Source organism: Bradyrhizobium zhengyangense (genome assembly GCF_022012435.1).
Taxonomy (GTDB): Bacteria; Pseudomonadota; Alphaproteobacteria; order Rhizobiales; family Xanthobacteraceae; genus Bradyrhizobium; species Bradyrhizobium zhengyangense.
The window spans coordinates 1,512,571-1,536,767 of record NZ_JAKLUA010000001.1 but is presented as its reverse complement, the minus strand read 5'-3'; the positions used below and the strand labels follow the sequence as shown (position 1 = coordinate 1,536,767).

Genomic DNA, 24,197 nt, shown 5'->3' with positions numbered 1-24,197 from the left:
AGGCAGCATGCTCCCCGAATGGATCACCCAGAAATGCCCCGAGATCTCCGCTGATCATCGCGAGGCGGCCATCGCGCGGCAGGCGCAACTGACGAAACCGACCGGGGCGCTCGGCCGGCTCGAGCAGCTCGCGATCGAGCTTGCGGGCCTGCAGGCGAGCGAACGTCCGCGCGCGACGCGCGTGCCGATCATCATCTTCGCCGGCGATCACGGCATCGTCGCACAGGGCGTGTCGGCCTATCCGCAAGCCGTTACCATCGCGATGATGGCGAACTTTGCGTCCGGAGGTGCTGCAATCTCGGTGCTGGCGCGTGAGCTGGGCTCCAGCCTGGAAGTGGTCGACGCCGGCACGCTGGCCGAGGACGCGTTGCCGGGCATCGTCACCGACAAGCCGCGCCACGGCACGCGCGATTTCAGCGTTGAGCCTGCGCTCACGCCGGCGGAGCTGGCATTTGCCTTCGAGGCCGGCCAGCGCGCAGTAGCGCGGGTGAAGGCCAGTCAGCCCGATCTGCTGATCTTCGGTGAAATGGGCATCGGTAACACCACAACGTCTGCGGCGATGGCCGCAAGCCTGCTCGGCATCAGCGCCGAGGAGATCGCGGGCAGTGGTACCGGCGTCGATGCGGCGGGCCGCGCGCACAAGGTGCGCGTGATCGAGGCCGCGATCGCGCGTCATGGCGTGGCGGGCACCTCGCCCGAGAAGATCCTGTGTGCCGTCGGCGGCCTCGAGATCGCGGCCATTTCCGGCGCGATCATCGCGGCCGCGCAGGCGCGCATTCCCGTGCTGATCGACGGTTTCATCGTCTCGGTCGCAGCACTGGCAGCAGTGCGGCTCAACCCGTCGTGCCAGCCGTTCCTGCTGCCGTCGCATCAATCGGCGGAGCAGGGGCATCGGCTGGTGCTGCGCGCACTAAACGTGCAGCCCTTGATCAGCCTCGATCTCAGGCTTGGCGAGGGCTCGGGCGCCGCGATCGCGTTGCCGCTGGTGCGATCGGCCTGCGCGCTCCACAACGACATGGCAACGTTCGCGCAGGCCAATGTGCCTGACAGGCCTAGCTGACTCGCTGATTGACCGACACGACACGCCAGCCGGTCGCGAGCCGGTCGATCCTGGTTAGCGACAGCGGATCGATCACGAAGCGCAAGGCGGCTGGCGGCGTCAGGTCGAGCGCGATGCAGAGCGCGGCGCGGATGGTGCCGGAATGCACGACCAGCGCTGCCGAACCCGCGCCGATCCGTGCGAGACCCAGCCGGACGCGCGCGATCTGATCCTCAAAGCTTTGACCGCCCGGCGGCCGTCCTTTTGCGGGATCGCTCCAGAACCGCGCATAGGCCTCGCCACCGCTGCGAGCGAGCTCGTCATGCCGCCGGCCGGTCCAATCGCCAAAATCCTGCTCGCTGAATTCAGCCACCAGCTCGGGCGCGAGCCCCAGCGCCCGCGCCGTCTCGACCGTGCGTCGGGCCGGGCTCGCATAGCTCGCCGCATCGCGCGGCAGGCACAGACGCAGCGCCTCCAGCTGCGCGTGATCGCCGAGGTCGGCGGGCGCGTCATTGGCGTGGATGGCCCCTGCGATGCCGTCGACGGGGGCATGCCGTATCAGCCAGAGGAAGGTCTCGCCTTCCATGCAGATCTCCCGGGGAAATTGGCCGCTGCGGCAATATCGCCGCATCGGCACATTGACTCTGTCTTTGCCGTAATCCTAGATGCTCGCGACGGTTTCCCCGAAAGGGGATGAAAAGGGAATGCGGTGCGGGGACGTTGTCCCCAACGCCGCAGCTGCCCCCGCAACTGTAAGCGGTGAATCCTTCGTCACAAGCCACTGGGTCCTCGGTCCCGGGAAGGCGACGAAGCGGTCACGACCCGCGAGCCAGGAGACCTGCCGTCAGCCGTGGTCACACGCGAAGATGTCGGTCGGGGAGTACAGACATTCGGCTTCATCGGAGGGCTTATAGCCTGATGATGGGACCTTGGTTCGCGGTGACGTGCCACTGACGTCACACCGAGGTCCAGGACCGTGTCTTCCATCCGTATCGTACGACCGCGCCGCTTTCTGCTGGCGTCCGCCGCTCTCACATCTCTTGCCGCCGCCGATATGCCCGCTGCGCTCGCGCAGCAGGCCGGCCAATCTCTGCCACCGGTGGAGGTGTCGCCCCCGCAATCCCGCAAGCAGGCAAAACCGCCGGCGCGGGACGCGGCAAGCGGACGCCGCGCGACTGCGCGCAGGCCTGTCGCCGTAGCGGCGGTGGCAAAGCCAGTTGCGCCGAACGCTGCGGTGCCGACGCCGCTCAATAGCAACGCCGTTGCCGAGAGCGCTTCGCGCCTCGGCCTGACGGTGCGGCAGACGCCTGCGACCGTCGAGGTGATCTCCGCCGAGACCATGCGCGAGCAGGGCTACCGCACCGTCTCCGACGTTGCGCAAGGCGCGGTCGGCGTCACCGCCGGCGACAATCCTGCCGAGCCCTCGGCCTTCTCGATGCGCGGCTTCACCAACAGCCAGATCAACACGCTCTACAACGGCATCAAGATCGGCCCGCAGAACATGACTTCGCGGATCATGGACACGGCCAACCTTGAAGCCGTGGAGATTCTCAAAGGCCCGGCCTCTCTGATATCGGGCGAGGGTGCCGCCGGCGGCGCAATCAATTTCGTCACCAAGCAGCCGCACACGGGGCCGATCCGGAACGAAGCCGATTTCTCGTACGACTCGCTGAACTCGTTCCGCGCGCATTACGGCTCGGGCGGCAGCACCAATGTGCAGGGGCTGGACTATCGCTTCGACGTCAGCCGTTCCTCGCTCAACGGCTTTGCCGACGACACCAACACCAAGACGTTCGACGTCTCGGGCCAGCTCAATTACCGCATCTCCGACAGCCTCAAGGTCTGGGGCGCGATCGAGTATCGCGAGGACCGCGGCAAGGCCTATTGGGGCGCGCCGCTAGTACCCGTGGCCTTTAGCAGCTCGCATGCGACGGCAGGCATCGTCTCGGGCACTTATGTCTCGAACTCCAACGGAACCAATCTCGGCCCCGTTACGATCGATGATCGCACCTTAAATACCAATTACAACGTGCTCGACAACCGCAACGTGGCACAGGAAGTCTGGCTGCGCGGCGGCTTCGAGCTGAAGCTGGCACCCGACCTGACATTAAAGAGCCAGGCCTATGCTTACGGCGCGGAGCGATCGTGGTTCAACAATGAGGTCGAGGCGTTCAACGCCACGACGAATACAGTGGATCGCAGCCGTTTCTATGTCGCGCACAGCCAGCGCTTGGTCGGCAACATCACCGACCTGACCTGGGACTCGAACATTGCTGGCCTCGACAATCGTCTCGTCACGACGCTCTCGTCGAGCTATCTCGATTTTGTCCGGCCCGGTGCGGCCAATTTTCCTGGCGATTCCGTCGATCTCGTCGATCCCGATCGCGGCTTCTACGGCCTGCTCACGACCAAAGAGCAGACTGCGCGTATCGACAACGAGGCCCTGTCGTTCGAGGACCGGCTGAAGCTGACACGGACTTTTGCGCTGATCGGCGGCCTGCGCGTCGAGCATATCGGGCTCGATCGCAACTCGACCGACGTCGTCGGTCTGGAGAACGCCGGCTTTCCGTTCCCGAAATCGTGGGCACCCGTCACGGGGCGCATCGGCTACACCTGGGAAGCGGTTCCGGGCCTGACGTTCTTCAGCCAGTACGCCACCGGCGCCGACATCTCGGCCAACAACATCTTCCTGCTGGGACCGACCCAACCGCTCGACCTCACCACCGCGCGCACCTATGAGACCGGCGTCAAGCATGTGCTCTGGGATAACAGGGCGGAGTGGTCATTCTCGGCCTACGATATCGTGCGCAAAAATGTCTATGCCGCAGCCGGCGGCCAGACGCTCAACATCGCGGGACGGCAGGACTCAAAGGGCGTCGAGCTCGCCGGATCGATCCGCCCGATCGAGCCTTTGCGTCTGTGGGGCAACATCGCCTATGTCGATGCGCGCTATGCCGACTATGATTTCGTCGGCGGCTCGTTCTCGGGCAACACGCCGCCGAACGTACCGCGCATTGTCGCCAATGCCGGCGCGTCCTGGCGGTTCCTCACGCCATGGCCGGTGGAGATCGGCATCACCGGTCGTCATGTTGGCGATCGCACCAACAGCGACGCCAACACCGTGACGATGAATGCGTACACGGTGGGAGACCTCTACGCCTTCGTCGATATTCCCAAGGCGGTCTTCAATGCCGTCGACCAGGCCCGCCTGACCTTCCGGGTGCGTAACTTCACCGACAAGCACTACGCGATCTGGGGCGACCCGTTCTATCCCGACCAGGTCCTCTTGGGCGCACCGCGGACCTACGAGATCTCCGCTGCGTTCAAATGGTGAGGCCATAAACGCATGATGGCCGCGATTGTCCTCTTGCACCGCTGGCTTGGGATCGCGTTCTGCCTGATGTTCGCGATGTGGTTTGCGAGCGGAATCGTGATGCATTTCGTTCCGTTTCCGTCGTTGACCGAGGCGGAGCGCCTTGCCGGCCTGGCGCCGGTGGAGCGCGGGCCGGCCGTCATGGCTGTTGCCGATGCCGTGACCGCGAGCGGAATCACCGGCGCCACGCGCGTTCGCTTGATCCAGCGCGGCGACGGGTCGGTCTATGTCGTGTCGGGACCGTCGCGCGTGCGGGCTGTCCATTCGTCAGACGGGGCCGCCGCGTCGGTGGAGTTTCCCGATACCGCGCTCGCCATTGCGCAAGACCATGCCCGCCGACGCGGGCTCGATGCCGCACGCGCCACGATCGTTGCGCGCGCGGACTACGATCAATGGAGCGTCCCCAACGGCTTCGATCGCCACCGGCCGCTGTTCCGCATCGCTCTCGGCGATGCGGCCGGAACGGAAGTCTACGTGTCGTCGCGCACCGGTGAGGTCGTACTGGACACAACCCGCAGCGAGCGTGGCTGGAATTGGGTCGGCAGCGTCCTGCACTGGATCTATCCAACGGTTCTCAGGAGCAACTGGGCGCTGTGGGATCGCGTGATCTGGACGCTGTCGCTGTTGGCCTTGATCGGGGCAATGTTCGGCGCGGTGCTCGGTGTGATCAGGATCAGGATTCGCGGACGCCAGATCTCGTCGCCTTACCGCGGCTGGCACGCGCTGCACCACATCATCGGGCTCTTTTCGACTATGTTCGTGTTGGCCTGGATCTTCAGCGGCTGGCTCTCCATGGATCACGGCCGGCTGTTCTCACGCGGGCAATTGACCGCGGCTGAGGCGAGCGTGACGAATGCGGTGCCGGACTGGCGCTCGGCTCCATCTTTCGATCAGCGGCCGCTATCGACGTCATCCCGTGAAGTCGAATGGTTCGCCTTCAACGGCAGCGCCTATCGGCGCGATCGGACAGACCTTGGCAGCCAGACCCTGATCAAAGCAGGCGAGCCAGCCCGCGATCGGCAGATGGCATTCCTGGAGGAGCAGGACGTCTCCAGCCTGACACCACGTTTGGCGGCCGGATGTGACGCGGCGTCCGTTCTTGCCGACAACGACGCCTATCCCGCCCGTCCCATCGTCCCCGGTGCGCCCGTCTATCGCTCCCGCTGCGGCGATCTCTGGTTCGACATCGATGGTGCCGATGGCAGCATCGTGCAGCGGCTCGATGCCTCGCGGCGGGCCTATCGCTGGGCCTACAGCGCGCTGCACACGCTCGATCTCCCCGTTCTCATGGCGCATCCGCGCCTGCGCGATGGCCTGATCGTCGGACTTTGCGCACTGGGCCTGGTGTTTTCCGTCACCGGCATCGCGATCGGCTGGCGCCGTTTGCGGGCGACATTTGCGACCAAAGCGGCATGACGCGCCATTAAGTGTTTCGGGTCACGGCGCGCGCCGACAGCGTAACGACGCACATCAGCGCGGCGAGCATCCAGAACGCCGCCGGCAATCCGACGGCATGGGCGACAAAACCGATGCCGGCAGGGCCAATCAGAACGCCGGCATAGCCGGCGGTGGTGATCGACGCCACCGCGAGCCCGGTGGGCATGGCCGTTTGCCGCGCCGCGCCGCGGAACAGCACCGGCACGAGGTTCGACGCGCCGAGGCCGATCAGCAGGAAGCCGGCGATGGCAACGGACGCGCTCTGTGCCAGCAGCAGCACGGCAAGGCCCGCGACCGCAAGCAGGCTTCCCCCGATCAGTGTCGCCCGATCGCCAATCCGTGCCACGACGGCATCGCCGCCAAGCCGGCCGGTGGTCATCGCGATCGAGAACACGATGTAGCCGATGCCGCCTCGCGCCTCGCTGACGAGGCCTGCGTCGATGACGAGCAGTGCGCCCCAGTCGAGCATTGCGCCTTCGATCAGGAAGGTGACGGCCGCGAGTAGCGCCAGCAACAGCACGATGCCGTGCGGCAGCACGAATAGCGGGCCTTCCTGCGCCTGAGCCCTTCGCAGGAGGCGCGGCCAGGTTATCGCCATCGCGATCAGCATCAGCGCGGAACAGATCAGGGCGCTTCCGAGCGGCCCAAGATGCAGCGACAACAGCGCCGTCATCACCGCGGATCCGGCGAAGCCGCCAATGCTGAAGAGTGCATGGAAGCCCGACATCAAAGGCTCGCTCGCCGCGCGTTCGACCTCGACAGCATGAATGTTCATGGCGACATCGATCGAGCCGAGCGCACCACCGAACGCGAGCAGCGTCAGCGCCAATGCCACGGGCGTGCCGGCGACGATCAGCAGCGGCAAGATCAGGGCAAGGCCGATCCCGCCGGCGATGATGATCGGCTTGGTGCCGTAACGTGCGCTCAGGATACCGGTCGCGAGCATCGCGAGGACCGAGCCGATGCCGAGGCTGAGCAGCAGCAGGCCGAGGACGGCGTCGTCGACCGCGAGCCGCGCCTTCGCGAACGGGACCAGCGGCGCCCAGCACGCAAGGCCAAATCCGGCGACCAGGAACGAGAGGCGCGTGGCGAGCCGCGTCGCTGGCCGGTCGGCTGAGGTCATCGATGGACTCCGGGAGGGAAGCGCGCGGGTGAGGGGTGTGCTTAGATCATCAACGGGAAGCGAAGGCCAGAGTTCCGGCAGCGCGGTGAGTTGACGTTTTGTATCATTGTGATGTCGTTCCTTGCGCGGTCACCTGCTCGGTCAACCCCCGCACATCAGAACATTCCATTTTACCGAAGTTCGGATTTGTCGCATATATCGGCCGTCGCGCGAGCCGCGGATGGCGGTGATGGACCCTAGGGGCACAAATAAATGGAAGCTGCGCTGACCGCTGTGCATAGCTCGTAGGCATCCGACGATCGGATATCGCGATTCGAGCGCCTGCAAATTAGCCAAACGGTTCGTTTGCTCCGAGTGCGGCGCGGCGAAAGTCGCTATTCGCACGGAAAAATCCGTGGCGCGCTGCACGTTTCTCCCTACACTTGCGTGCTCATTCCGCGGGCAGTTCGGCCCGCCGTGATGGTCGCGAGCCGCACCTTCTAGGCGTGCATCATCATCTCCGCGCCCGAGGGTTTATTGTGGTGCGGCTGCAGGTGCCAAACGGGAAAGGCGGACGGCATGAAAGCTGCTTGGCTGGAAAAGCGTCGCTCGGCCACGTTATGCTGCGCGCCGACCCGCCATTGAAGCTGCGATCGTCAGCCTCGCCAAAAAAAGTCGTCAAGAAATCAGGATATCGCTGATGCGTCTCGTCACAGTTGCCGCCGCCCAGATGGGCCCGATTCAGAAGGCCGACAGCCGCGAGGCCGTGGTCAAGCGCATGATCGCGCTGATGGACGAGGCGAAAGCTAGGGGTGCTGATCTCATCGTCTATCCGGAACTGGCGCTGACGACATTCTTCCCGCGCTGGTATGTCGAGGACCGCGCGGCATTCGACAACTGGTTCGAGCGCGAGATGCCGAATGCGGCGACCAAGCCGCTGTTCGAGCGCGCGGCGCAGCACAGAATCGCGATGAATTTCGGCTATGCCGAGCTGACGCCCGATGGCCACCACTTCAACACGGCCGTTCTGACCGACAAATCCGGCAAGATCGTCGGCAAATATCGCAAGGTCCATTTGCCCGGTCATGTCGAATACGAGGCACATCGATCGCATCAGCATCTGGAGAAGCGCTATTTCGAGCCGGGCGATCTCGGCTTCAATGTCTGGCGCGAGCTCGGCGGCATCATTGGCATGGCGATTTGCAACGATCGCCGCTGGCCCGAGACCTATCGCGTCATGGGCTTGCAGGGCGTCGAGATGGTGCTGATCGGCTACAACACGCCGTCGGTGAATGCGGAGCGAGGCGAGGAGGGTGTCGAGAAGCGCCTGTTTCACAACCGCCTCTCCGTGCAGGCCGGCGCCTATCAGAACGCGACCTGGGTGGTTGCCGTCGCCAAGGCCGGCGTCGAGGACGGGCATGCGCTGTTCGGCGGCAGCCTGATCGTCGATCCCAATGGCGAGATCGTCGCTGAAGCAAAGACCGACGGTGATGAGGTTCTGGTCCATGCTTGCGACCTCGATGCCACCACCTTCGGCAAGACCACGATCTTCGATTTCGCCCGGCACCGCCGCATCGAGCATTACGGCCTGATCACCAGCCGGACCGGCGCGGTGCCGCCACCGGCGAAGTGACGCCACCGGTCTTCCCGCAAGCTGACGACCACGATGGAGTGCCCCGTGACAGAACCCACCTACGACCTCATCATCCGCGGCGGGCGCGTCGCCACCACGACCGACGTGTTCGAGGCCGACGTCGCCATCTCCGGCGAGGCCATCGCTGCGATGGGCCGCGGCTTGCCGCCAGCCAAGCGCGAGATCGATGCGCGGGGCAAGCTGGTGCTGCCGGGTGGCGTCGACAGCCACGCGCATATCGAGCAGCTCTCTGCGGCCGGAATCATGAATGCCGACACGTTTGAGAGCGCGACCGTATCGGCAGCCTTTGGCGGCACCACCACGGTGATTCCATTCGCGGCCCAGCATGTCGGGATGAAGCTGCCGCAGGTGGTGGAGGACTATCACGCGCTCGCCAGGAAGGGCGCCGTGATCGACTACGCCTTTCACATGATCATCGCGGACGCGACCAAGGAAACGGTCGAAGAGCACATTCCCGCGCTGGTGAAGCAGGGGCATGCGTCGATCAAGATCTTCATGACCTATGACCGGCTCAAGGTCGATGACGAGCCGCTGCTCGATATTCTCCTGGCGGCGCGCCAGTCCGGCGCGATGCTGTGTGCGCATGCGGAGAACCACGGCATCATCGCCTGGATGGTGAAGCGCCTGCTTGCACGCGGCTACACGATGCCGAAATACCATGCCGTCAGCCACGCCCGCGTGTCGGAAGCAGAAGCCTTCACGCGGCTGATCGGCATGGCGGCGCTGCTCGACCAGCCGATCATGATCTTCCATGTCTCGACCGCTGAGGGTGCCAGGGTGATCCGTGATGCGCGCGGGCAGGGGTTGAAGGTGTTCGCGGAGACCTGTCCGCAATATCTGTTCCTCACTGCTGGCGATCTCGACAAGCCCGGCGCGGAAGGCGCGAAGTGGATGTGCAGCCCGCCGCCGCGCACGCATGCCGACCAGGAAGCGCTGTGGCAGGCATTGTCGCTCGGCGATCTCCAGACCATTTCGTCGGATCACGCGCCGTATCGCTTTGACGAGACCGGCAAGCTGCGCGCCGGCCCCAATCCGAACTTCAAGCAGGTCGCCAATGGCCTGCCGGGACTCGAGCTGCGCTTGCCGCTGCTGTTCGACGCGATGGTCTCGAAAGGACGCCTGGGTCTCGAAAAATTCGTCGAGCTGACCGCGACGGCGCCCGCCAAGATCTACAATCTGCATCCGCGCAAAGGCTCGATCGCTGTCGGCGCCGATGCCGATATCGCGATCTGGGATCCCAATCGCGAGACCGTCATCGCCGACGAGATGATGCACGATCTCGCCGGCTACACGCCGTTCGCTGGACGCAAGCTGAAAGGCTGGCCGGTGTCGGTGCTGTCACGCGGCCGGCTGATCGTCGACGGCGGCAAATGCCTCGCCAGTGCGGGCAGTGGCCAATTCCTGGCGCGCAGCGGCGGCGAGGCGGCGAAGCCGACCGGCCGGCTCGTCGCGGACATGGATCCGGAGCGGAATTTCGGAGCCAGACTGCTGTGATCGCGCGCCCCGCGCGATGAAGATCGTTGTCCGTGCAGCTGCGCAGCGACAGCCGGAAGTCGCCAATATCCTGCTAGCGAGGAACGGTTGCTGGCATACCATTTGCAAGCCAATGGGCTCTGTTTCACCTCGCTTTGGCCAATGAACGGCCGGCATCACGGCATGATTGGGAGGATTTTATGGATCGCAGGACCGTATTGAAGGGACTGGCCGGCGCGAGCGGTCTGGCGTTGACCGGTGGCCTCTCGGCTCCGGCGATCGCGCAAGGCGCCTCAGCCCGCACCCTGCGTTTCGTGCCGCAGGCCAATCTCGCCAATTTCGATCCCATCTGGGGCACCCAATATGTCGTGCGCAATGCGGCGGCCCTGGTCTGGGACACGCTCTACGGCGTCGATTCCTCGCTCGTACCACAACGCCAGATGGTCGAATCCGAGGAAGTGACCGACGACGGCATGACCTGGACGTTCAAGTTGCGTTCGGGCCTGAAATTCCATGACGGCGAGCCGGTGCTGAGCAAGGACGTCGTCGCGAGCCTCAATCGCTGGGCTGCGCGCGATCCCATGGGCCTGATGCTCAAGGCGATCCAGCAGGAGCTCACAGCCGTCGACGACCGCACCTTCAAATGGGTCCTGAAGCAACCCTTTCCGAAGATGCTCTATGCGCTTGCCAAGAACAATTCGCCTTGCGCCTTCATCATGCCGGAGCGCATCGCGCAGACCGATCCGTTCAAGCAGATCTCGGATTATGTCGGCTCCGGCCCGATGAAGTTCTTGACGGGCGAGTGGGTGCCGGGCGCGAAAGCGGTGTTCGAAAAATTCGCCGACTATGCGCCGCGGCAAGAGAAAGCGTCCTGGCTCGCGGGCGGCAAGCAGATCCTTGTCGATCGCGTCGAATGGGTGATCATGCCGGATCCGGCAACCGCAGCGGCGGCGTTGCAGAATGGCGAGATCGACTGGTGGGAAAACCCGATCGCCGATCTCGTTCCGGTGCTGAAGAAGAACAAGAACATCAATGTCGATATCGGCGACCCCCTCGGCAATATCGGCTCCTTCCGCATGAACTTCCTGTATCCGCCCTTCAACGACGTGCGCGCGCGGCGCGCCGTGCTGATGGCGATGAGCCAGGAAGACTACATGCGTGCGCTCGTTGGCGACGACGACTCGCTGTGGAAGCCGCTGCCCGGCTTCTTCACGCCAGGTACGCCGCTTTACACCGAAATGGGCGGTGACATCCTGAAGGGCAAGCGTGACCTTGATGCCGCCAAGAAGCTGCTTGCGGAGAGCGGCTATTCCGGTCAGCCGGTGACGTGTCTCGTCGCGCAGGACCAGCCGATCACCAAGGCGATGGGCGATGTGACGGCCGATCTTTTGAAGAAGCTCGGCATGAATGTCGACTTCGTGGCGACGGATTGGGGCACGGTCGGCTCGCGCCGCGCACAGAAGACGCCGCCGGGACAGGGCGGCTGGAACATGTTCCACACTTGGCATGCAGGCGCGGACTGCATCAATCCTGCGCCCTACACCGCCATTCGGGCCAATGGCGACAAGGCCTGGTTCGGCTGGCCGACCAGTGCCGGCACGGAGAAGGAGGTCACGTCCTGGTTCGAAGCCAAGAATTTCGACGAGGAGAAGGCCGCAATCGGCCGTCTTAACAAGGCGGCGATGGATGACGTCGTCTACGCGCCGACCGGTTTCTTCCTGAGCTACACCGCGTGGCGCAAGAACGTGTCCGGTGTCACCAAGGGGCCGCTGCCGTTCTTCTGGGGCGTGTCGAAGACCGCATGATCCTGCGCTGAGGCCAGATGCTCTCCTACATCCTCCGGCGCATCGTCGCCACCTTGCCGGTGATGGCGATTGTCGCACTGTTCGTGTTCGGCCTGCTTTACATCGCGCCGGGTGATCCGGCCGTGGTGATCGCGGGCGACCAGGCGAGCCCGGAGGATGTGGAGCGCATCCGCCAGAGCCTTGGCCTCGACCGGCCGTTCCTGATCCAGTTCGGAAGCTGGGTGTGGCGTCTTATGCACGGCGATCTCGGCACCTCGATCTTCACCAACCTGCCGGTGTCCACGATGATCGGGCAGCGTCTCGGACCGACACTGTCTTTGATGATGGTCACGCTGCTGCTCACGATCGTCGTCGCGGTGCCGCTAGGCGTCGTCGCGGCGTGGAAGGCCGGCAGCTTCATCGATCGGGCCATCATGGGCTTTGCCGTGTTCGGCTTCTCGCTGCCTGTCTTCGTCGTCGGCTACTTCCTGGCCTATGTCTTCGCGCTCCAGCTCGAATGGCTCCCCGTGCAGGGCTATACGCCGCTCAACCGGGGCTTCTGGCCCTGGCTGCAGAATTTGATCCTGCCGGCAATCGCACTCGGCTGCGTCTATATCGCGCTGGTCGCGCGCATCACCCGTGCCGCCATGCTCGAAGTATTGCAGCAGGACTATATCCGCACCGCCAAGGCGAAGGGCCTCGGGCAGGGCGGCATCCTGTTCATTCACGCGCTGAAGAACGCTGCGGTACCGATCGTCACCGTGATCGGCATCGGCATCGCGCTACTGATCGGTGGCGCGGTCGTGACCGAGAGCGTGTTCGCGATCCCAGGCCTCGGCCGCCTCACCATCGATGCGATCCTGCGGCGCGACTATCCGGTCATTCAGGGCATCGTGCTGCTGTTCAGCTTTGTCTACGTCCTTGTCAATCTGATGATCGACGTCACCTACACGCTCGTTGACCCGAGGATCCGCTATTGACCGACACGACCGTCAATCCGCAGGTGCTGCCGGCCGGCCTCGTGCTTGCGCCGCAATTGCCTGACATCCTCCGGCCGGTCACGATCCGCCGTGGCTTTATCGGGTTCTTGCGCAGCCATCCCACCGTCGCAATCGGCGGCGTGCTGCTGCTGATGCTCGTCCTGATCGCGGTTTTTGCGCCGTATCTGTGGACGGTCGACCCGACTGCGCTCGCGCCTGCCAAGCGCACGAGGGCGCCGTCGGCAGTCTTCTGGTTCGGCACCGACGCGCTGGGCCGCGATATCTATTCACGCGTGCTGTTCGGCGCACGGGTCTCGCTGACGGTCGGGCTGTCGGTCGCGATCTTCGCCTCCGCGGCCGGTCTTGCCATCGGCATGGTCTCGGGCTTCGTCCGCTGGGCCGACGGCATCTTGATGCGCTTCATGGACGGCTTGATGTCGATCCCGCCGATCCTGCTCGCGATCGCGCTGATGGCGCTGACGCGCGGCAGCGTCGGCAACGTCATCCTGGCAATCACCGTCGCCGAGATCCCGCGCGTCTCGCGCCTCGTCCGCAGCGTGGTACTGTCACTGCGCGAGCAGCCTTATGTGGATGCGGCGGTCGCATGCGGCACGCGCGCGCCGATGATCATCGTGCGCCACATCCTGCCCAACACGGTCGCGCCGATGCTGGTGCAGGCGACCTATATCTGCGCCAGCGCCATGATCACCGAGGCGATCCTGTCCTTCATTGGCGCCGGCACGCCACCCACCATTCCGTCCTGGGGCAACATCATGGCCGAGGGGCGCGCACTATGGCAGGTCAAGCCCTACATCGTGTTCTTCCCGGCGGCGTTCCTGTCGATCACCGTGCTCGCCGTGAATCTGCTCGGCGATGGCCTTCGCGATGCGCTCGATCCGCGCATGGCCAAGCGTCTCTGACGGGGGCTGATCGCGATGGCGTTGTTAGAGGTCGAAAATCTCCAGACCCATTTCCGTACCCCCAGCGGCATCAACCGCGCGGTGGACGGTGTGTCCTTTCATGTCAATGAGGGCGAGACGCTCGCCGTTGTCGGCGAGTCCGGCTGCGGCAAGTCGGTTACCTCGATGTCGCTGATGCGGCTGATCCCGGAGCCGCCGGGCAGGATCGCGGGCGCGATCCGCTTCGCCGGCAAGGATCTGCTGCGGATGTCCGACCGCGAGATGCGGGCCATCAGGGGCAACGACATCTCGATGATCTTCCAGGAGCCGATGACGAGCCTCAACCCGGTTCTGACCGTCGGCCGCCAGATCCGCGAGACGCTGATGATCCATCAGGGCCTGGATAAGCAGGCGGCAGAGACGCACGCGATCGAGATGCTGACGCTCGTCGGCATTCCCGAGCCGAAGCGGCGCGTCCGCGAATATCCGCACCAGCTCTCCGGCGGCATGCGCCAGCGCGTGATGATCGCGATTGCGCTCGCCTGCAATCCAAAGCTCCTGATCGCCGACGAGCCGACCACCGCGCTCGACGTCACCATCCAGGCGCAGATCCTCAAGCTGATGCTCGATCTGAAGCGTCGTGTCGGCGCCGCGATCATCCTGATCACCCACGATCTCGGCGTCGTTGCCGAGATCGCCGAGCGCGTCATGGTGATGTATGCCGGCCGCAAGGTCGAGGAGGCGCCGGTCGCCGAGCTGTTCCGCTCGCCGCGCCATCCCTATACGCAAGGATTGCTCGGCGCGGTGCCCAAGCTCGGTTCGTCGCTCGCCGGCACCACGACGCGGCTCGCTGAAATTCCAGGGCAAGTGCCCGATCTGCGCAAACCGATCGCCGGCTGCGTCTTCGCCGGCCGCTGTGCGCTGGCGACCGATCTGTGCCGGCAATACGCGCCGGGCCTCGAAGAGAAGGGCCCGGGCCATATCGCGGCCTGCCACTACGCATCCAAGGGAGCCGTCGCGGCATGAGTGTCCCTCTGCTCCAGGTCAACGACCTCAAGAAACATTTTCCAGTCAACAAGGGCCTGTTCGGGCGACAAACCGAATTCGTTTATGCCGTGGACGGCGTGTCGTTCGAGATTGCGCGTGGCGAGACGCTGTCGCTGGTCGGCGAATCCGGCTGCGGCAAGTCGACGGTCGGCCGCGCGATCCTGCGGCTGTTCGATGTGACCTCGGGCCAGGTTGTCCTCGACGGTCAGCGTATCGACGACGCACATCCGAGCACGATGCGCCAGCTGCGGCAACGCATTCAGGTCGTCTTTCAGGATCCATTCTCCAGCCTCAATCCGCGCATGCGGGTGCGCGACATTCTGGCCGAGCCGATCCGCAATTTCGGCCTCGCCAAATCGGCAACCGATCTCGAGACGCGCGTGACCGCGCTGATGGACACGGTGCGCCTGCCGCGCGAGGCGCTGAACCGCAGACCGCACGAGTTCTCCGGTGGCCAGCGCCAGCGCATCGGCATCGCCCGGGCGCTCGCGGCTGAGCCCGAGCTGATCGTCTGCGACGAGGCTGTCTCTGCGCTCGACGTCTCGGTCAAGGCGCAGATCGTCAATTTGCTGCAGGATCTGCAGCGCGAGTTTGGCCTTGCATTGCTGTTCATCAGCCATGATCTCGCAATCGTCGAACACATGACCCACCGCGTCGCGGTGATGTATCTCGGCAAGATCGTCGAGATTGCGCCACGCCGTGAGATCTTTGCAGCACCCCGACATCCCTATACCAAAGCGCTGCTCTCGGCGGTGCCGCTGCCGGAGCCCGGGGCCAAGCGCAATCCCATCATTCTCGGCGGGGACGTGCCGAGCCCGATCAATCCTCCAAAAGGCTGCCGTTTCCATACGCGCTGCCCGTTTGTGTTCGATCGTTGCCGGACCGAAGAGCCGCACCTTCGTTCAGAAGGCGAGCAATGGGTCGCCTGTCATCTGGATGCGCTGCCGGCGGGATAGGGCGCAGTCGTGATGCTGAACGCAGCCATAAAAAAGAGGCCGTCCTGTTGGGGGCAGGGCGGCCCCAAGAGGCTCGTAGGCCCGGGAGGAGGAGGGCGCGAGCCGGCGCAAGCGGCAGGGCACTTACGCGAAGAGCGGTATCGACGGTGTTGTCATGCAGCCGTGCTCACGATGTGGTCCTGATCCCATGACGGGCGTCGTCGTGGCATCGCTTCAACGTCAGGCCGGTGGTTCTTGCTGGCCGCACGCCAGCGCGCCGGGGTCTCGCCGCTGACGCGCTTGAAGACGGTCGAAAAGTGCGCCTGCGTGCTGAAGCCGACTGCCAGAGCGATCTCCGCCAACGGTCTCTCGGTCGTCGTCAACAGCGACTTCGCCTGTTCGATGCGATGATTGAGCAGATATTCACGCGGACGATATCCGGTCGCTGCACGGAACTGCGCGGCGAAATGCATCCTGGAAAGGCCCGCGACGCCGGCGAGCTCGGACAGGCTGATGCCGCGTTCGAAATGAGCGGCGATGTGTTGTTCGACGCGCCGCAGGCGCCATTTTGGCAAGGCATTGACCTTGGCGCGCGGCAATTCGGGCCGGGCCAGATGCATCGCCAGAATCTGGCCAATGCAATGCGCGAATTGATGTCCGGCAGCGTCGCCTTGCTCGGCGAGCGCTCTGGCCAGTCCCGCAGCGAGTGGATCGCGCAGCAGAATGAGGTCGTCGAGACCTTCGGCTGCGGCTACGGACCACCGCGTCGGGAATTGCTCGGCGGAGATGTGGAGGTGCAGGAAGGCGCAAGGCGACTGGAATTGTGCGCTCAGTTGCCGCGACGGCGCGCTGACAAATAGCGTGCCTGACGGCATGGTGCCGTCGAAGATGATCCGGCGGCCCCTGGTCAAGGTGGCCCGCGTCGTCTTCAGCGCAATGCCGACAAAATAGCGATCGGACGGCGTCGTCGCTGAATGCCAGGAGGTCTCGCGGGAATTCTCCCACCGCGAAATCGTGATGTCGTCTAGCTCGGTCTGCGCGCTGCAAGCGATCTGACGCCACTCGTTTTCCCGGGTGATCGCCTTGGCGGCGCGGGGCGCTTCGTGATTCCCCCGACCGGCCGGAAGATTGATCCGGGCGTGGGCCCTCTGCAATTCGGTCAGCATTGCCTGTTCCTTCTGAGCTGCGCGATCGTTCGCGAGGATCGGTGGAGACGCATCCTCGGCATGCTCACAGGATAGGCCTGGGCAGGCTCGGACGCCCGTTAGGGGTGATTAGGATCTGTTAGATTATGTGGGGGTGGATCGGATGCCGCGGCCAGTCGCAGCGACCTCAACTTAAGCCAATATGTCAGGGACTTATCGGTCACTCGAAGACGGCATCGAAGATCTCGACGTCGATCAGCACGGGTTTGGCAATCACGGCCGCGTCAGGCTGTCGCGTCAATGTGCGTCGGAGGGTTGGCACCACGATGCCGCAGAAATTCTCGTGGGCCCACGAATAGTGCGCGACACGCGCGCCCAGGAGATCGTGGTCGGCTCGTCGCTGCAAGGCGTTCTCGTCGAAATAGAAGATTTGCTCGGACGCAAGGTTGATGAGGCTCGACGGGAATTGCGCGCGAAGGCATCGCCACGTCTCGCTGTTCTCCTGCCAGGGCGGCAGCTCCTCCACCACGACGTCAGGACGGGCGAGGAGGAATGGTGTCGTGAGATAGGTCCAGATCTGGACGCCGCAGAAGAACACCAGATGCAGTTCGTCCGCCAGCGCATGCGTGCCGTTGGTCGGGAAGTCAAGGCTTGGGTTTCGCCAGGTTCGCAGCACCTGGCCATCCAGGCTCTCGATCGTGATCGCGTCCGCCTGAAAGGCGCCGGACTGCTCGCCGCCGGTGATTCCAGTGAAACGGACCGATTGTGTGCGCGTCGATCCTTCCGCGGTCACATCCTTGAATTCGCGGGCATGTCCGGCGTCGGAAAACAGGCTACCGCCGACCGACAGATGCAGAGTGAACCGGCTCAAGCTGTCCCAGCGGGCCAGTCCCCCGCAGGCGTCGATCGCATCATCAAGAAGTGCCATGTCTCACTGCATCCACCATGAATTGTCGTCACCATGGCGGGGCGCGGGCGGCTTGGCGTGTTAGAAGTTGTTAGGAGTTGCAAGAACGTGATTTTGCGGTATCCCGTTGAAGACGCTTCTAATTCAGGGTGCTCAGCAGCCCTTTGGCGGCGACCAGGTCGCGGCTCGACAGGCCTTCCTGATAGTGCGCGACGATCGGCGCCAGCAGGGCCTGGGCGTCGCTCTTTCGACCGGCCTGCAGCCAGACGCGAGCGAGGCTCATCGCCCCCCGCAGCTCCCAGCCGCGCGCGCATTGCCGGCGCGACAAGGCGAGCGATTGCTGGAGCCAGGCTTCGGCTTCCGTCGCCCGGGCGGATTGCACCAGAATGTCCGCCTTGACCCGGAGCATTTCCGGCATGTCGAAGGATTCGCCGTGATCGCCGATCTGGGCGATGGCCTCATCGATCGTGCGCAACGCCTCATCAGCCTGGTTCTGGGCCGCAAGCCCCTCCGCGAGCGCCGTTGCGAACACCGTCGTCATGATCCGGTGCCGCGTGGCGTACAAGGTCGCCTGGCTGCGGCGAAGATGCTCGATGCCTCCGGCGATATCCCCGCGGCGGAGCAGAAGCTCGCCCTTCTGGCCGATACCGACCGCGTGATAGGGGCCGAGAAAATGCCGCGCGGCGTGATCGATCAGCCGCTCGATCAGGCTCTCGGCGCTGGTCCAGTCACCGACCCACAGAAACACGTAGATGGTCCAGATCAGGGAAATGCCGAGCGTCAGCGGTTGCTCGAGCTGCTCGGCTTCCCTCACGGTGTAGCGCGCCGCCTCGATGGCGCGATCGGGCCGGCCGCTGAGCCAGAGCCCTCGCGCCAGAGCCACCAGCGCGACAATGCGGTCGTCATAGCCAAGATGGCCGATATTCAGCCGCTGTGAGCCCGGATTGTCCACCATCGCGCTCTCGCAGAACTGAACAGCCTTGTCCTGGTTGCCGATCAGATGATGGGCCACCCCCAGCATCCACTCGACGTTCAGCGTGCTGGTCGGGTCGTTCAGCTTCCTGGCGACGGCCTGGCCTTGTTCGCCGGTGCCGAGCGCACCGTGAAAATCGCCGACCCGGGTGAGATAGATATGCAGCCCGCGCAACAGCCAGAGCTGCCAGTGCAGATCGTCGAGTTCCTCGGCCAGTTGCAGGCTGCGCGTGAATGCGGAGCGGACCCCTTCCGCATTGCCCTGGGTGAACATCACGGACACGCCGTGGGCCGCCTGCAAGGCCATTTCCTTGCGGCGGTCGATGGTATCCGCAGATGCAAGCGCCTGCTGGGTCCAGCTATGGCATTCCGTCAGCAAGGTCAGCTCGAGGAAGAACTGCGCGGCTGACGCGGCCAGGTCCACGCCGACCGTGCGGTCGCCACTTTCCGAGAAGCTCCACGTTAGCGCGGCGCGCACATTGGGCAGATGATCGGCATAGGGCAGGAAACCGCCCGCGCTCTGCATGCCCGTCGATTTCGCCGAGATGTTGTGCAGGAAATCGCGGAAATATTCGGCGTGGGCGCGCGCGACGCGGGCCGATTCTCCGCTCTCGACGAGCTTGTCGCCGACAAATGCGCGAGTCGTATCGAGCAGGCGGTATCTCAGCCGACGTTCCGCAGGCGAGGTCGCAATGAGAGATTTCGAGAGCAGATTAGTGATCGCTTCGACCGCCTCGGCTTCGTCGATGCTCTGACTTGCGGCGACCGCGAGTGCAGCTTCCAGCGTGAATGGTCCGACGAAGATCGACAATCCGCGCAAGGTCGCGCTCTCCGCCACGGGGAGAAGATCGTAGCTCCAGCTCAGCGCCGCGCTCAGCGTCTGGTGCCGGGGTATAGCGGTGCGACGTCCCCGCCAAAGCAGCGAGAAACGGCTGTCGAGCAGCGATGCCGTGCCGGCGATGCCGTAGGCATTGACTCGCCCGGCGGCAAGCTCGATCGCGAGCGCAATGCCGTCCAGGCGCCGGCAGATATCGGCGACGAGAGGCGCATCCTCCTCGCTGAGTTCGAATTCGCTGAGGCTCTCGGCGATCCGCTCGACGAAAAGCTGGCTGGCCGGATAGGCAAGGACGTCGGCCACGCTCAGTCCGTCGCGTTGCGGCGGACAATCCAGCGGAAACAGCCGGTATACCCGTTCGCCTTCGGTGCGGAAGGATTCCCGACTGGTGGTGAGAATATGCAGCTCAGGGGCTTCCCGCACGATGCGCTCTGCCAGGGGGGCGAGCTCGTCGATGATATGCTCGCAGCTGTCGAACACCAGCAGCATCGGGCGGCTGCTCAGCGACTGCAGCAGCCCCGGTAGCGGGTCGTCGGAACTGACGGTCAGGCCAAGGGCTGCGGCGATCGTGCCAGGGACGAGCTGAGGGTCCGTCAGCGCGCCAAAATCGACGAAGCAGACCTGGCCGTCGAAGGCCGCATACTGGCCATGCGCCACGGCGAGCGCGACGGAGGTCTTGCCGATGCCGCCGGGGCCGACGATGGTGACGAACCGATGCAGGGAAAGTTCGGCTCCGATCTTCTCGACCGCGTCGTCGCGGCCGATCATCTTCGCAAGCGGGGCGGGCAGGGAGCGAAGTGCGGAAACAACCGCGCCGGTCCTGATCTCTGCAGGTGCCGCGCGGAGCAGCGGCGCCGTGAAACAATAGCCCCGGCCAGGCACGTTGACCACATAGCGGGAGCCTTCGCCGGCATCGCCCAGCGCCTTGCGAAGCGACGTGATGTGAAATCGCAGGCTGCCCTCATCGACATTCACATCGGCCCAGACCCGCTTGACCAATTCCCGCTTGTCGACGACCTCGCCGGCACGCTCGGCGAGAAAGATCAGAATGTCGAGCGCGCGGCCGCCGAGATGCAGCGGCACGCCATCCTTTTCGAGCAGCCTGGACCGCGGAAACAGCCGGAAGGCCCCGAAGGAAATGGCTGAGTCCTGGTCGTTAGTGTCCGGCACGCGCCATGGTTCCAGCGAAAGGAAAGAGCTGCTGTCTGTTTGATCTACCAGAACGTTACCGAGAGTAAACCGGCCGAAAGCGGCGAAATCGAGCAACAGGCATAGGACCGGGTCGAAAGCGTTGGGATGAAACGCCGCGAATTTTGTTTAAACGCGAACGGCTTATGCGGGAAGCGGGAAATATCAGAGTGCTTCAGGCTGAAGCTTGTGCCATGGCCCGAAGATATCACGCGCCATGCAATCATAACACAATCTTGCAACGTCTAACGAGCGTGAGCGGCGGGTCTGCATCAGTATAGGCTTCGAGTTAGGCCCAATTTCAATGGGGGAAGCTATGATGCCCGATATCAGCGCTCGGCCGAACGACAGGGGCGTTCGATCACATTATGTCGCCAATCTGGACGACGTCTCGCGCGACTGGGAACTCGTCCTGCGTGAGTCTCACCATCGTATGAAAAACACGCTGACGCTGCTGGGCGCGTCAGTCCGTCACGACTTCACGCGGGCCGGAGGCCGGGACATGTCGGTTGCGGTGGAGCGGCTGGAGCGGCGGATTGTCGCCTTCGGCAGGCTCTATCAGCTCTTGTCCGACAATGACGACCTCTCGGAGATCTCCGTCGGAGCCTTCTTCGAAAAGCTCTGTGGTGCGCTTTCCGAAGCGGTGCTGGAACCGGCCGGCATCCGCTGCGAAGCATCGGTCGAAAACGGGGCGCTGCCGGCCTGGCAGTGCCACCGGCTCGCGCTGATGTTGACGGAACTGATTACGAATGCGGCAAAGCATGCCTTTCCATGCAAGAACGGCGCGCTGATCCGCATCGAGGTTGTGAACCGCGAGGGCAGCTGGCTTTGCGCAGTGGCCGACAATGGCGTCGGCGCGACCGGACCGCTTCAAGGGGCCGGCAGCCGGATCCTCGAGGGCTTGGCGCGCAGCATCTGTGCCCGGATGCATGGCGAAGCCGGGCGGGGCGGCACACGTGTCACCATCGCCATGCCGCTCGCTGCTGCGTGAGGAAGTGGCGCACATTCGCTAACGAAGCATAACAACCGATAGCGAGCACTATTTCATCGTTCGCGCAAAACTCGTGGTGTCACAAACGGTCTCGGTGCCGAGCCCGTATCTCAAATCAGGGAGTGCGACATGACCATCGCCGGGATGAATCACACAGCCGCCGCCAACCCGGCGAAATCGCGTGCCGTCGACCTCAAGCTCGAGGTCGTCGTGATCCCCGTGTCGGATGTGGATCGCGCCAAGGCATTTTATGCCAGTCTTGGCTGGAGGCTGGATGCGGATTTCGCCTCTGCCGACGGCTGGCGCGTCATTCAGTTCACACCGCCGGGCTCAGCCTGTTCGGTGATCTTCGGCAAGAACGTCACGTCAGCGGAGCCCGGCTCGGCGCAAGGCCTGTATCTGATCGTCTCCGACCTCGAAGCCGCACGACAGGATCTGCTCGCGCGTGGCGTCAAGATCAGCGAACCCTTTCACGGTGGCGGCGATGTTCACGCCGGCACGGACGAGCCATACCTGTTCGGCAGTATCAGGCTCAACGGTGCTGATCCAAAACGCGGCAGCTACAGCTCGTTTGCCTCCTTCAGAGATCCAGATGGCAACGGCTGGCTGTTTCAGGAGATCACGACGCGGCTGCCGGGTCGGATCGAGGCCACGGACACCACGTTCACCTCGTCAAGCGAACTTGCAGGCGCGCTGCGGCGCGCGGCAGCGGCGCATGGCGAACACGAGAAGCTGACTGGCGGACACGACGAGAACTGGCCGGTCTGGTACGCCGATTACATCGTGCGCGAGCAAGCCGGTCAGCCGCTGCCGACCTGACTTACGACCTTAGCCGATAGGTCGGCATTCACGGCGCGCGATAGCCGATCTCGCGCCGTAATGCGTTTGCACGGCGCATCTTGTGATGATCATGCTTCACCTTTCGAGCTTGCGTCGCGACAACTCGCAAAGGCTAACGCGCCCTAACAATCCATAACGAGCCAATGGACTGTCTCTGAGCCAATCTAGATCAAGGACGAGCCGATCTCGATTTCGAGTTTCGGTCAACGTCACGGACCAGAACCAGGGAGATGCGTAATGACAACGCAGACACGAGTCGACATCATCAACCCGGACCGCCGCCAATTGCTGGGTCAGGCCGCGATGATGGCTGTTGCTGCAGGCACGGCGAGCCTGTTTCCGGCGGGTTCGGTCAAGGCCGCCGCGAGCGATGCAATCCGCCCGTTCCACGTCAGCGTGCCTGAGGAGGATCTACTCGACCTGCGCCGCCGTCTCGCCGCGACGCGGTGGCCGGATCGCGAGATTGTCGCCGATCAGTCGCAGGGCGTGCAGCTGTCGACCGTCCAGCAGCTCGTTCGCCACTGGCAGACAGACTACGACTGGCGCAAGATGGAGGCCCGCCTGAATGCGCTCCCGCAATTCGTCACCGAGATTGACGGCGTCGACATTCACTTCATCCACGTGCGTTCGAAGCATGACAGCGCGCTCCCGATGATCGTCACGCATGGCTGGCCCGGCTCGGTCATCGAGCAGATGAAGATCGTCGGTCCGCTGACCGATCCGACCGCGCATGGCGCAGCAGCCGCAGATGCGTTTCACCTCGTGATCCCGTCGCTCCCGGGATACGGCTTCTCCGGCAAGCCCGCGGCCCTTGGCTGGGATCCGCAGCGTGTTGCAAGGGCCTGGGTCGTGCTCATGGAGCGGCTCGGCTACAGCAGGTACGTCGCCCAGGGCGGCGATTGGGGTAACGCGATCACGGAGCAAATGGCGCTGCTGGCGCCTCCGCAGTTGCTCGGCATCCACACCAATATGCCCGCGACCGTTCCGGACGAGATCGCCGAGGCACTCCAGCCCGGTGGGGCAAAGCCGTCGGGCCTCATGGCCGACGAGAACCTTGCCTACGATCAGCTCGACGATTTCTACAAACATGGCCTCGGCTATGCGATCGAAATGTCGAACCGGCCGCAGACGCTCTATGGCCTCGTGGATTCGCCGGCAGGTCTGGCGTCCTGGATGCTCGACCACGACGCCCGCAGCACAGCGATGATTACACGAGCCTTCGACGGCAAGTCCGAAGGATTGTCGCGCGATGATGTCATCGATAACATCACGCTCTACTGGCTGACCAACACGGCGGTGTCTTCGGCGCGTCTGTACTGGGAGAACAAGCTGGCGTTCTTCGCGCCCAAGCACGTGAAGATTCCGGTCGCTGTCAGCGTTTTCCCCGACGAGATCTATGCCGCGCCGCGCAGCTGGGCCGAAAAAGCCTATCCCAAGCTGATCCATTACAACCGGCTCGACAAGGGCGGCCACTTCGCGGCATGGGAACAGCCCGTGCTGTTCTGCGCGGAGGTGCGCACCGCGTTCCGCTCGTTGCGCCAGTCGATTTGAGGCAGGCCGGCAAGTTGAGGCAGGCCGGCAAGGCGTGTCCCGCCC

The 24,197-nt window shown here is 64.1% G+C and carries 18 protein-coding genes and 1 riboswitch; of the genes, 13 read left to right on the top strand and 5 right to left on the bottom strand.

Translation table 11 applies throughout. The features are described from left to right. Positions 1-7: 7 nt before the first annotated feature. Positions 8-1,060 carry a nicotinate-nucleotide--dimethylbenzimidazole phosphoribosyltransferase gene (cobT, locus tag L6637_RS07410; RefSeq protein ID WP_237869774.1) on the top strand — a complete coding sequence of 351 codons (1,053 nt, stop codon included), beginning with the start codon at positions 8-10 and terminating at the stop codon, positions 1,058-1,060. Here the strand turns inward: cobT and L6637_RS07405 are convergent. Beyond that, entirely contained in the window at positions 1,053-1,625 is a 573-nt protein-coding gene (locus L6637_RS07405; RefSeq protein WP_237869772.1) for a histidine phosphatase family protein, read from the bottom strand. The genes cobT and L6637_RS07405 overlap by 8 nt on opposite strands. Before the next feature lie 72 nt (positions 1,626-1,697). Further along, positions 1,698-1,899: riboswitch (cobalamin riboswitch) on the top strand. 116 nt (positions 1,900-2,015) lie between these two features. Between L6637_RS07405 and L6637_RS07400 the strand changes: the two genes are divergently transcribed. Together L6637_RS07400 and L6637_RS07395 are read left to right on the top strand one after the other, a co-directional pair. After that, positions 2,016-4,373, top strand: coding sequence for a TonB-dependent receptor (locus L6637_RS07400; RefSeq protein WP_237869770.1), 2,358 nt, complete (start codon positions 2,016-2,018; stop codon positions 4,371-4,373). A 12-nt stretch (positions 4,374-4,385) separates the two neighbouring features. Continuing rightward, positions 4,386-5,828 (top strand): PepSY domain-containing protein, encoded by a 1,443-nt coding sequence (locus L6637_RS07395; RefSeq protein WP_237869768.1) that lies wholly within the window; start codon positions 4,386-4,388, stop codon positions 5,826-5,828. A gap of 7 nt (positions 5,829-5,835) precedes the next feature. Here the strand turns inward: L6637_RS07395 and L6637_RS07390 are convergent, their stop codons facing one another. After that, the gene (locus tag L6637_RS07390) at positions 5,836-6,972 is read right to left on the bottom strand and encodes an MFS transporter (protein WP_237869766.1); all 1,137 of its coding nucleotides are present in this window, start codon (positions 6,970-6,972) and stop codon (positions 5,836-5,838) included. Positions 6,973-7,651: 679 nt separating this feature from the next. On the opposite strand from L6637_RS07390, the gene L6637_RS07385 reads away from it, so the two are divergent. The 7 genes from L6637_RS07385 to L6637_RS07355 all read left to right on the top strand — a co-directional run bounded on the left by L6637_RS07385 (position 7,652) and on the right by L6637_RS07355 (position 15,744). Beyond that, positions 7,652-8,584, top strand: a complete 933-nt coding sequence (locus L6637_RS07385; protein ID WP_237869764.1) for an N-carbamoyl-D-amino-acid hydrolase — start codon at positions 7,652-7,654, stop codon at positions 8,582-8,584. 45 nt (positions 8,585-8,629) lie between these two features. Continuing rightward, positions 8,630-10,099 (top strand): dihydropyrimidinase, encoded by a 1,470-nt coding sequence (gene hydA, locus L6637_RS07380; RefSeq protein WP_237869762.1) that lies wholly within the window; start codon positions 8,630-8,632, stop codon positions 10,097-10,099. A 179-nt stretch (positions 10,100-10,278) separates the two neighbouring features. Next, a complete protein-coding gene (locus L6637_RS07375) occupies positions 10,279-11,883 on the top strand; it encodes an ABC transporter substrate-binding protein (RefSeq protein ID WP_237859094.1) in 1,605 nt (534 codons plus the stop codon). Between the two features lie 17 nt (positions 11,884-11,900). Further along, positions 11,901-12,842: an ABC transporter permease gene (locus tag L6637_RS07370; protein ID WP_237869760.1), complete on the top strand. Its 942-nt coding sequence runs from the start codon at positions 11,901-11,903 to the stop codon at positions 12,840-12,842. Next, positions 12,839-13,762 carry an ABC transporter permease gene (locus tag L6637_RS07365; protein ID WP_237869758.1) on the top strand — a complete coding sequence of 308 codons (924 nt, stop codon included), beginning with the start codon at positions 12,839-12,841 and terminating at the stop codon, positions 13,760-13,762. The genes L6637_RS07370 and L6637_RS07365 overlap by 4 nt, the downstream gene beginning before the upstream one ends. Before the next feature lie 15 nt (positions 13,763-13,777). Beyond that, on the top strand, positions 13,778-14,767 hold the full coding sequence (locus L6637_RS07360) for an ABC transporter ATP-binding protein (protein ID WP_237869756.1): 990 nt from the start codon (positions 13,778-13,780) through the stop codon (positions 14,765-14,767). Further along, complete coding sequence (locus L6637_RS07355; RefSeq protein ID WP_237859088.1) at positions 14,764-15,744, top strand: ABC transporter ATP-binding protein; 981 nt, start codon at positions 14,764-14,766, stop codon at positions 15,742-15,744. Before L6637_RS07360 ends, L6637_RS07355 begins: the two co-directional genes overlap by 4 nt. 152 nt (positions 15,745-15,896) lie before the next feature. On the opposite strand, the gene L6637_RS07350 is transcribed toward L6637_RS07355, so the two are convergent. From L6637_RS07350 to L6637_RS07340, 3 genes are all read right to left on the bottom strand, one after another. Continuing rightward, positions 15,897-16,889, bottom strand: coding sequence for a helix-turn-helix domain-containing protein (locus tag L6637_RS07350; RefSeq protein ID WP_237859086.1), 993 nt, complete (start codon positions 16,887-16,889; stop codon positions 15,897-15,899). Positions 16,890-17,088: 199 nt separating this feature from the next. Beyond that, positions 17,089-17,796 carry a hypothetical protein gene (locus L6637_RS07345; protein ID WP_237859085.1) on the bottom strand — a complete coding sequence of 236 codons (708 nt, stop codon included), beginning with the start codon at positions 17,794-17,796 and terminating at the stop codon, positions 17,089-17,091. A 118-nt stretch (positions 17,797-17,914) separates the two neighbouring features. Continuing rightward, complete coding sequence (locus L6637_RS07340; protein ID WP_237869754.1) at positions 17,915-20,752, bottom strand: ATP-binding protein; 2,838 nt, start codon at positions 20,750-20,752, stop codon at positions 17,915-17,917. A gap of 337 nt (positions 20,753-21,089) precedes the next feature. Between L6637_RS07340 and L6637_RS07335 the strand changes: the two genes are divergently transcribed. The 3 genes from L6637_RS07335 (at position 21,090) to L6637_RS07325 (ending at position 24,152) form a co-directional block, all read left to right on the top strand. Next, positions 21,090-21,761, top strand: a complete 672-nt coding sequence (locus tag L6637_RS07335; RefSeq protein WP_237869753.1) for a sensor histidine kinase — start codon at positions 21,090-21,092, stop codon at positions 21,759-21,761. A gap of 129 nt (positions 21,762-21,890) precedes the next feature. Continuing rightward, positions 21,891-22,580: a VOC family protein gene (locus tag L6637_RS07330; RefSeq protein ID WP_237869751.1), complete on the top strand. Its 690-nt coding sequence runs from the start codon at positions 21,891-21,893 to the stop codon at positions 22,578-22,580. A gap of 258 nt (positions 22,581-22,838) precedes the next feature. Continuing rightward, complete coding sequence (locus tag L6637_RS07325) at positions 22,839-24,152, top strand: epoxide hydrolase family protein (protein ID WP_237859079.1); 1,314 nt, start codon at positions 22,839-22,841, stop codon at positions 24,150-24,152. Positions 24,153-24,197 lie beyond the last annotated feature (45 nt).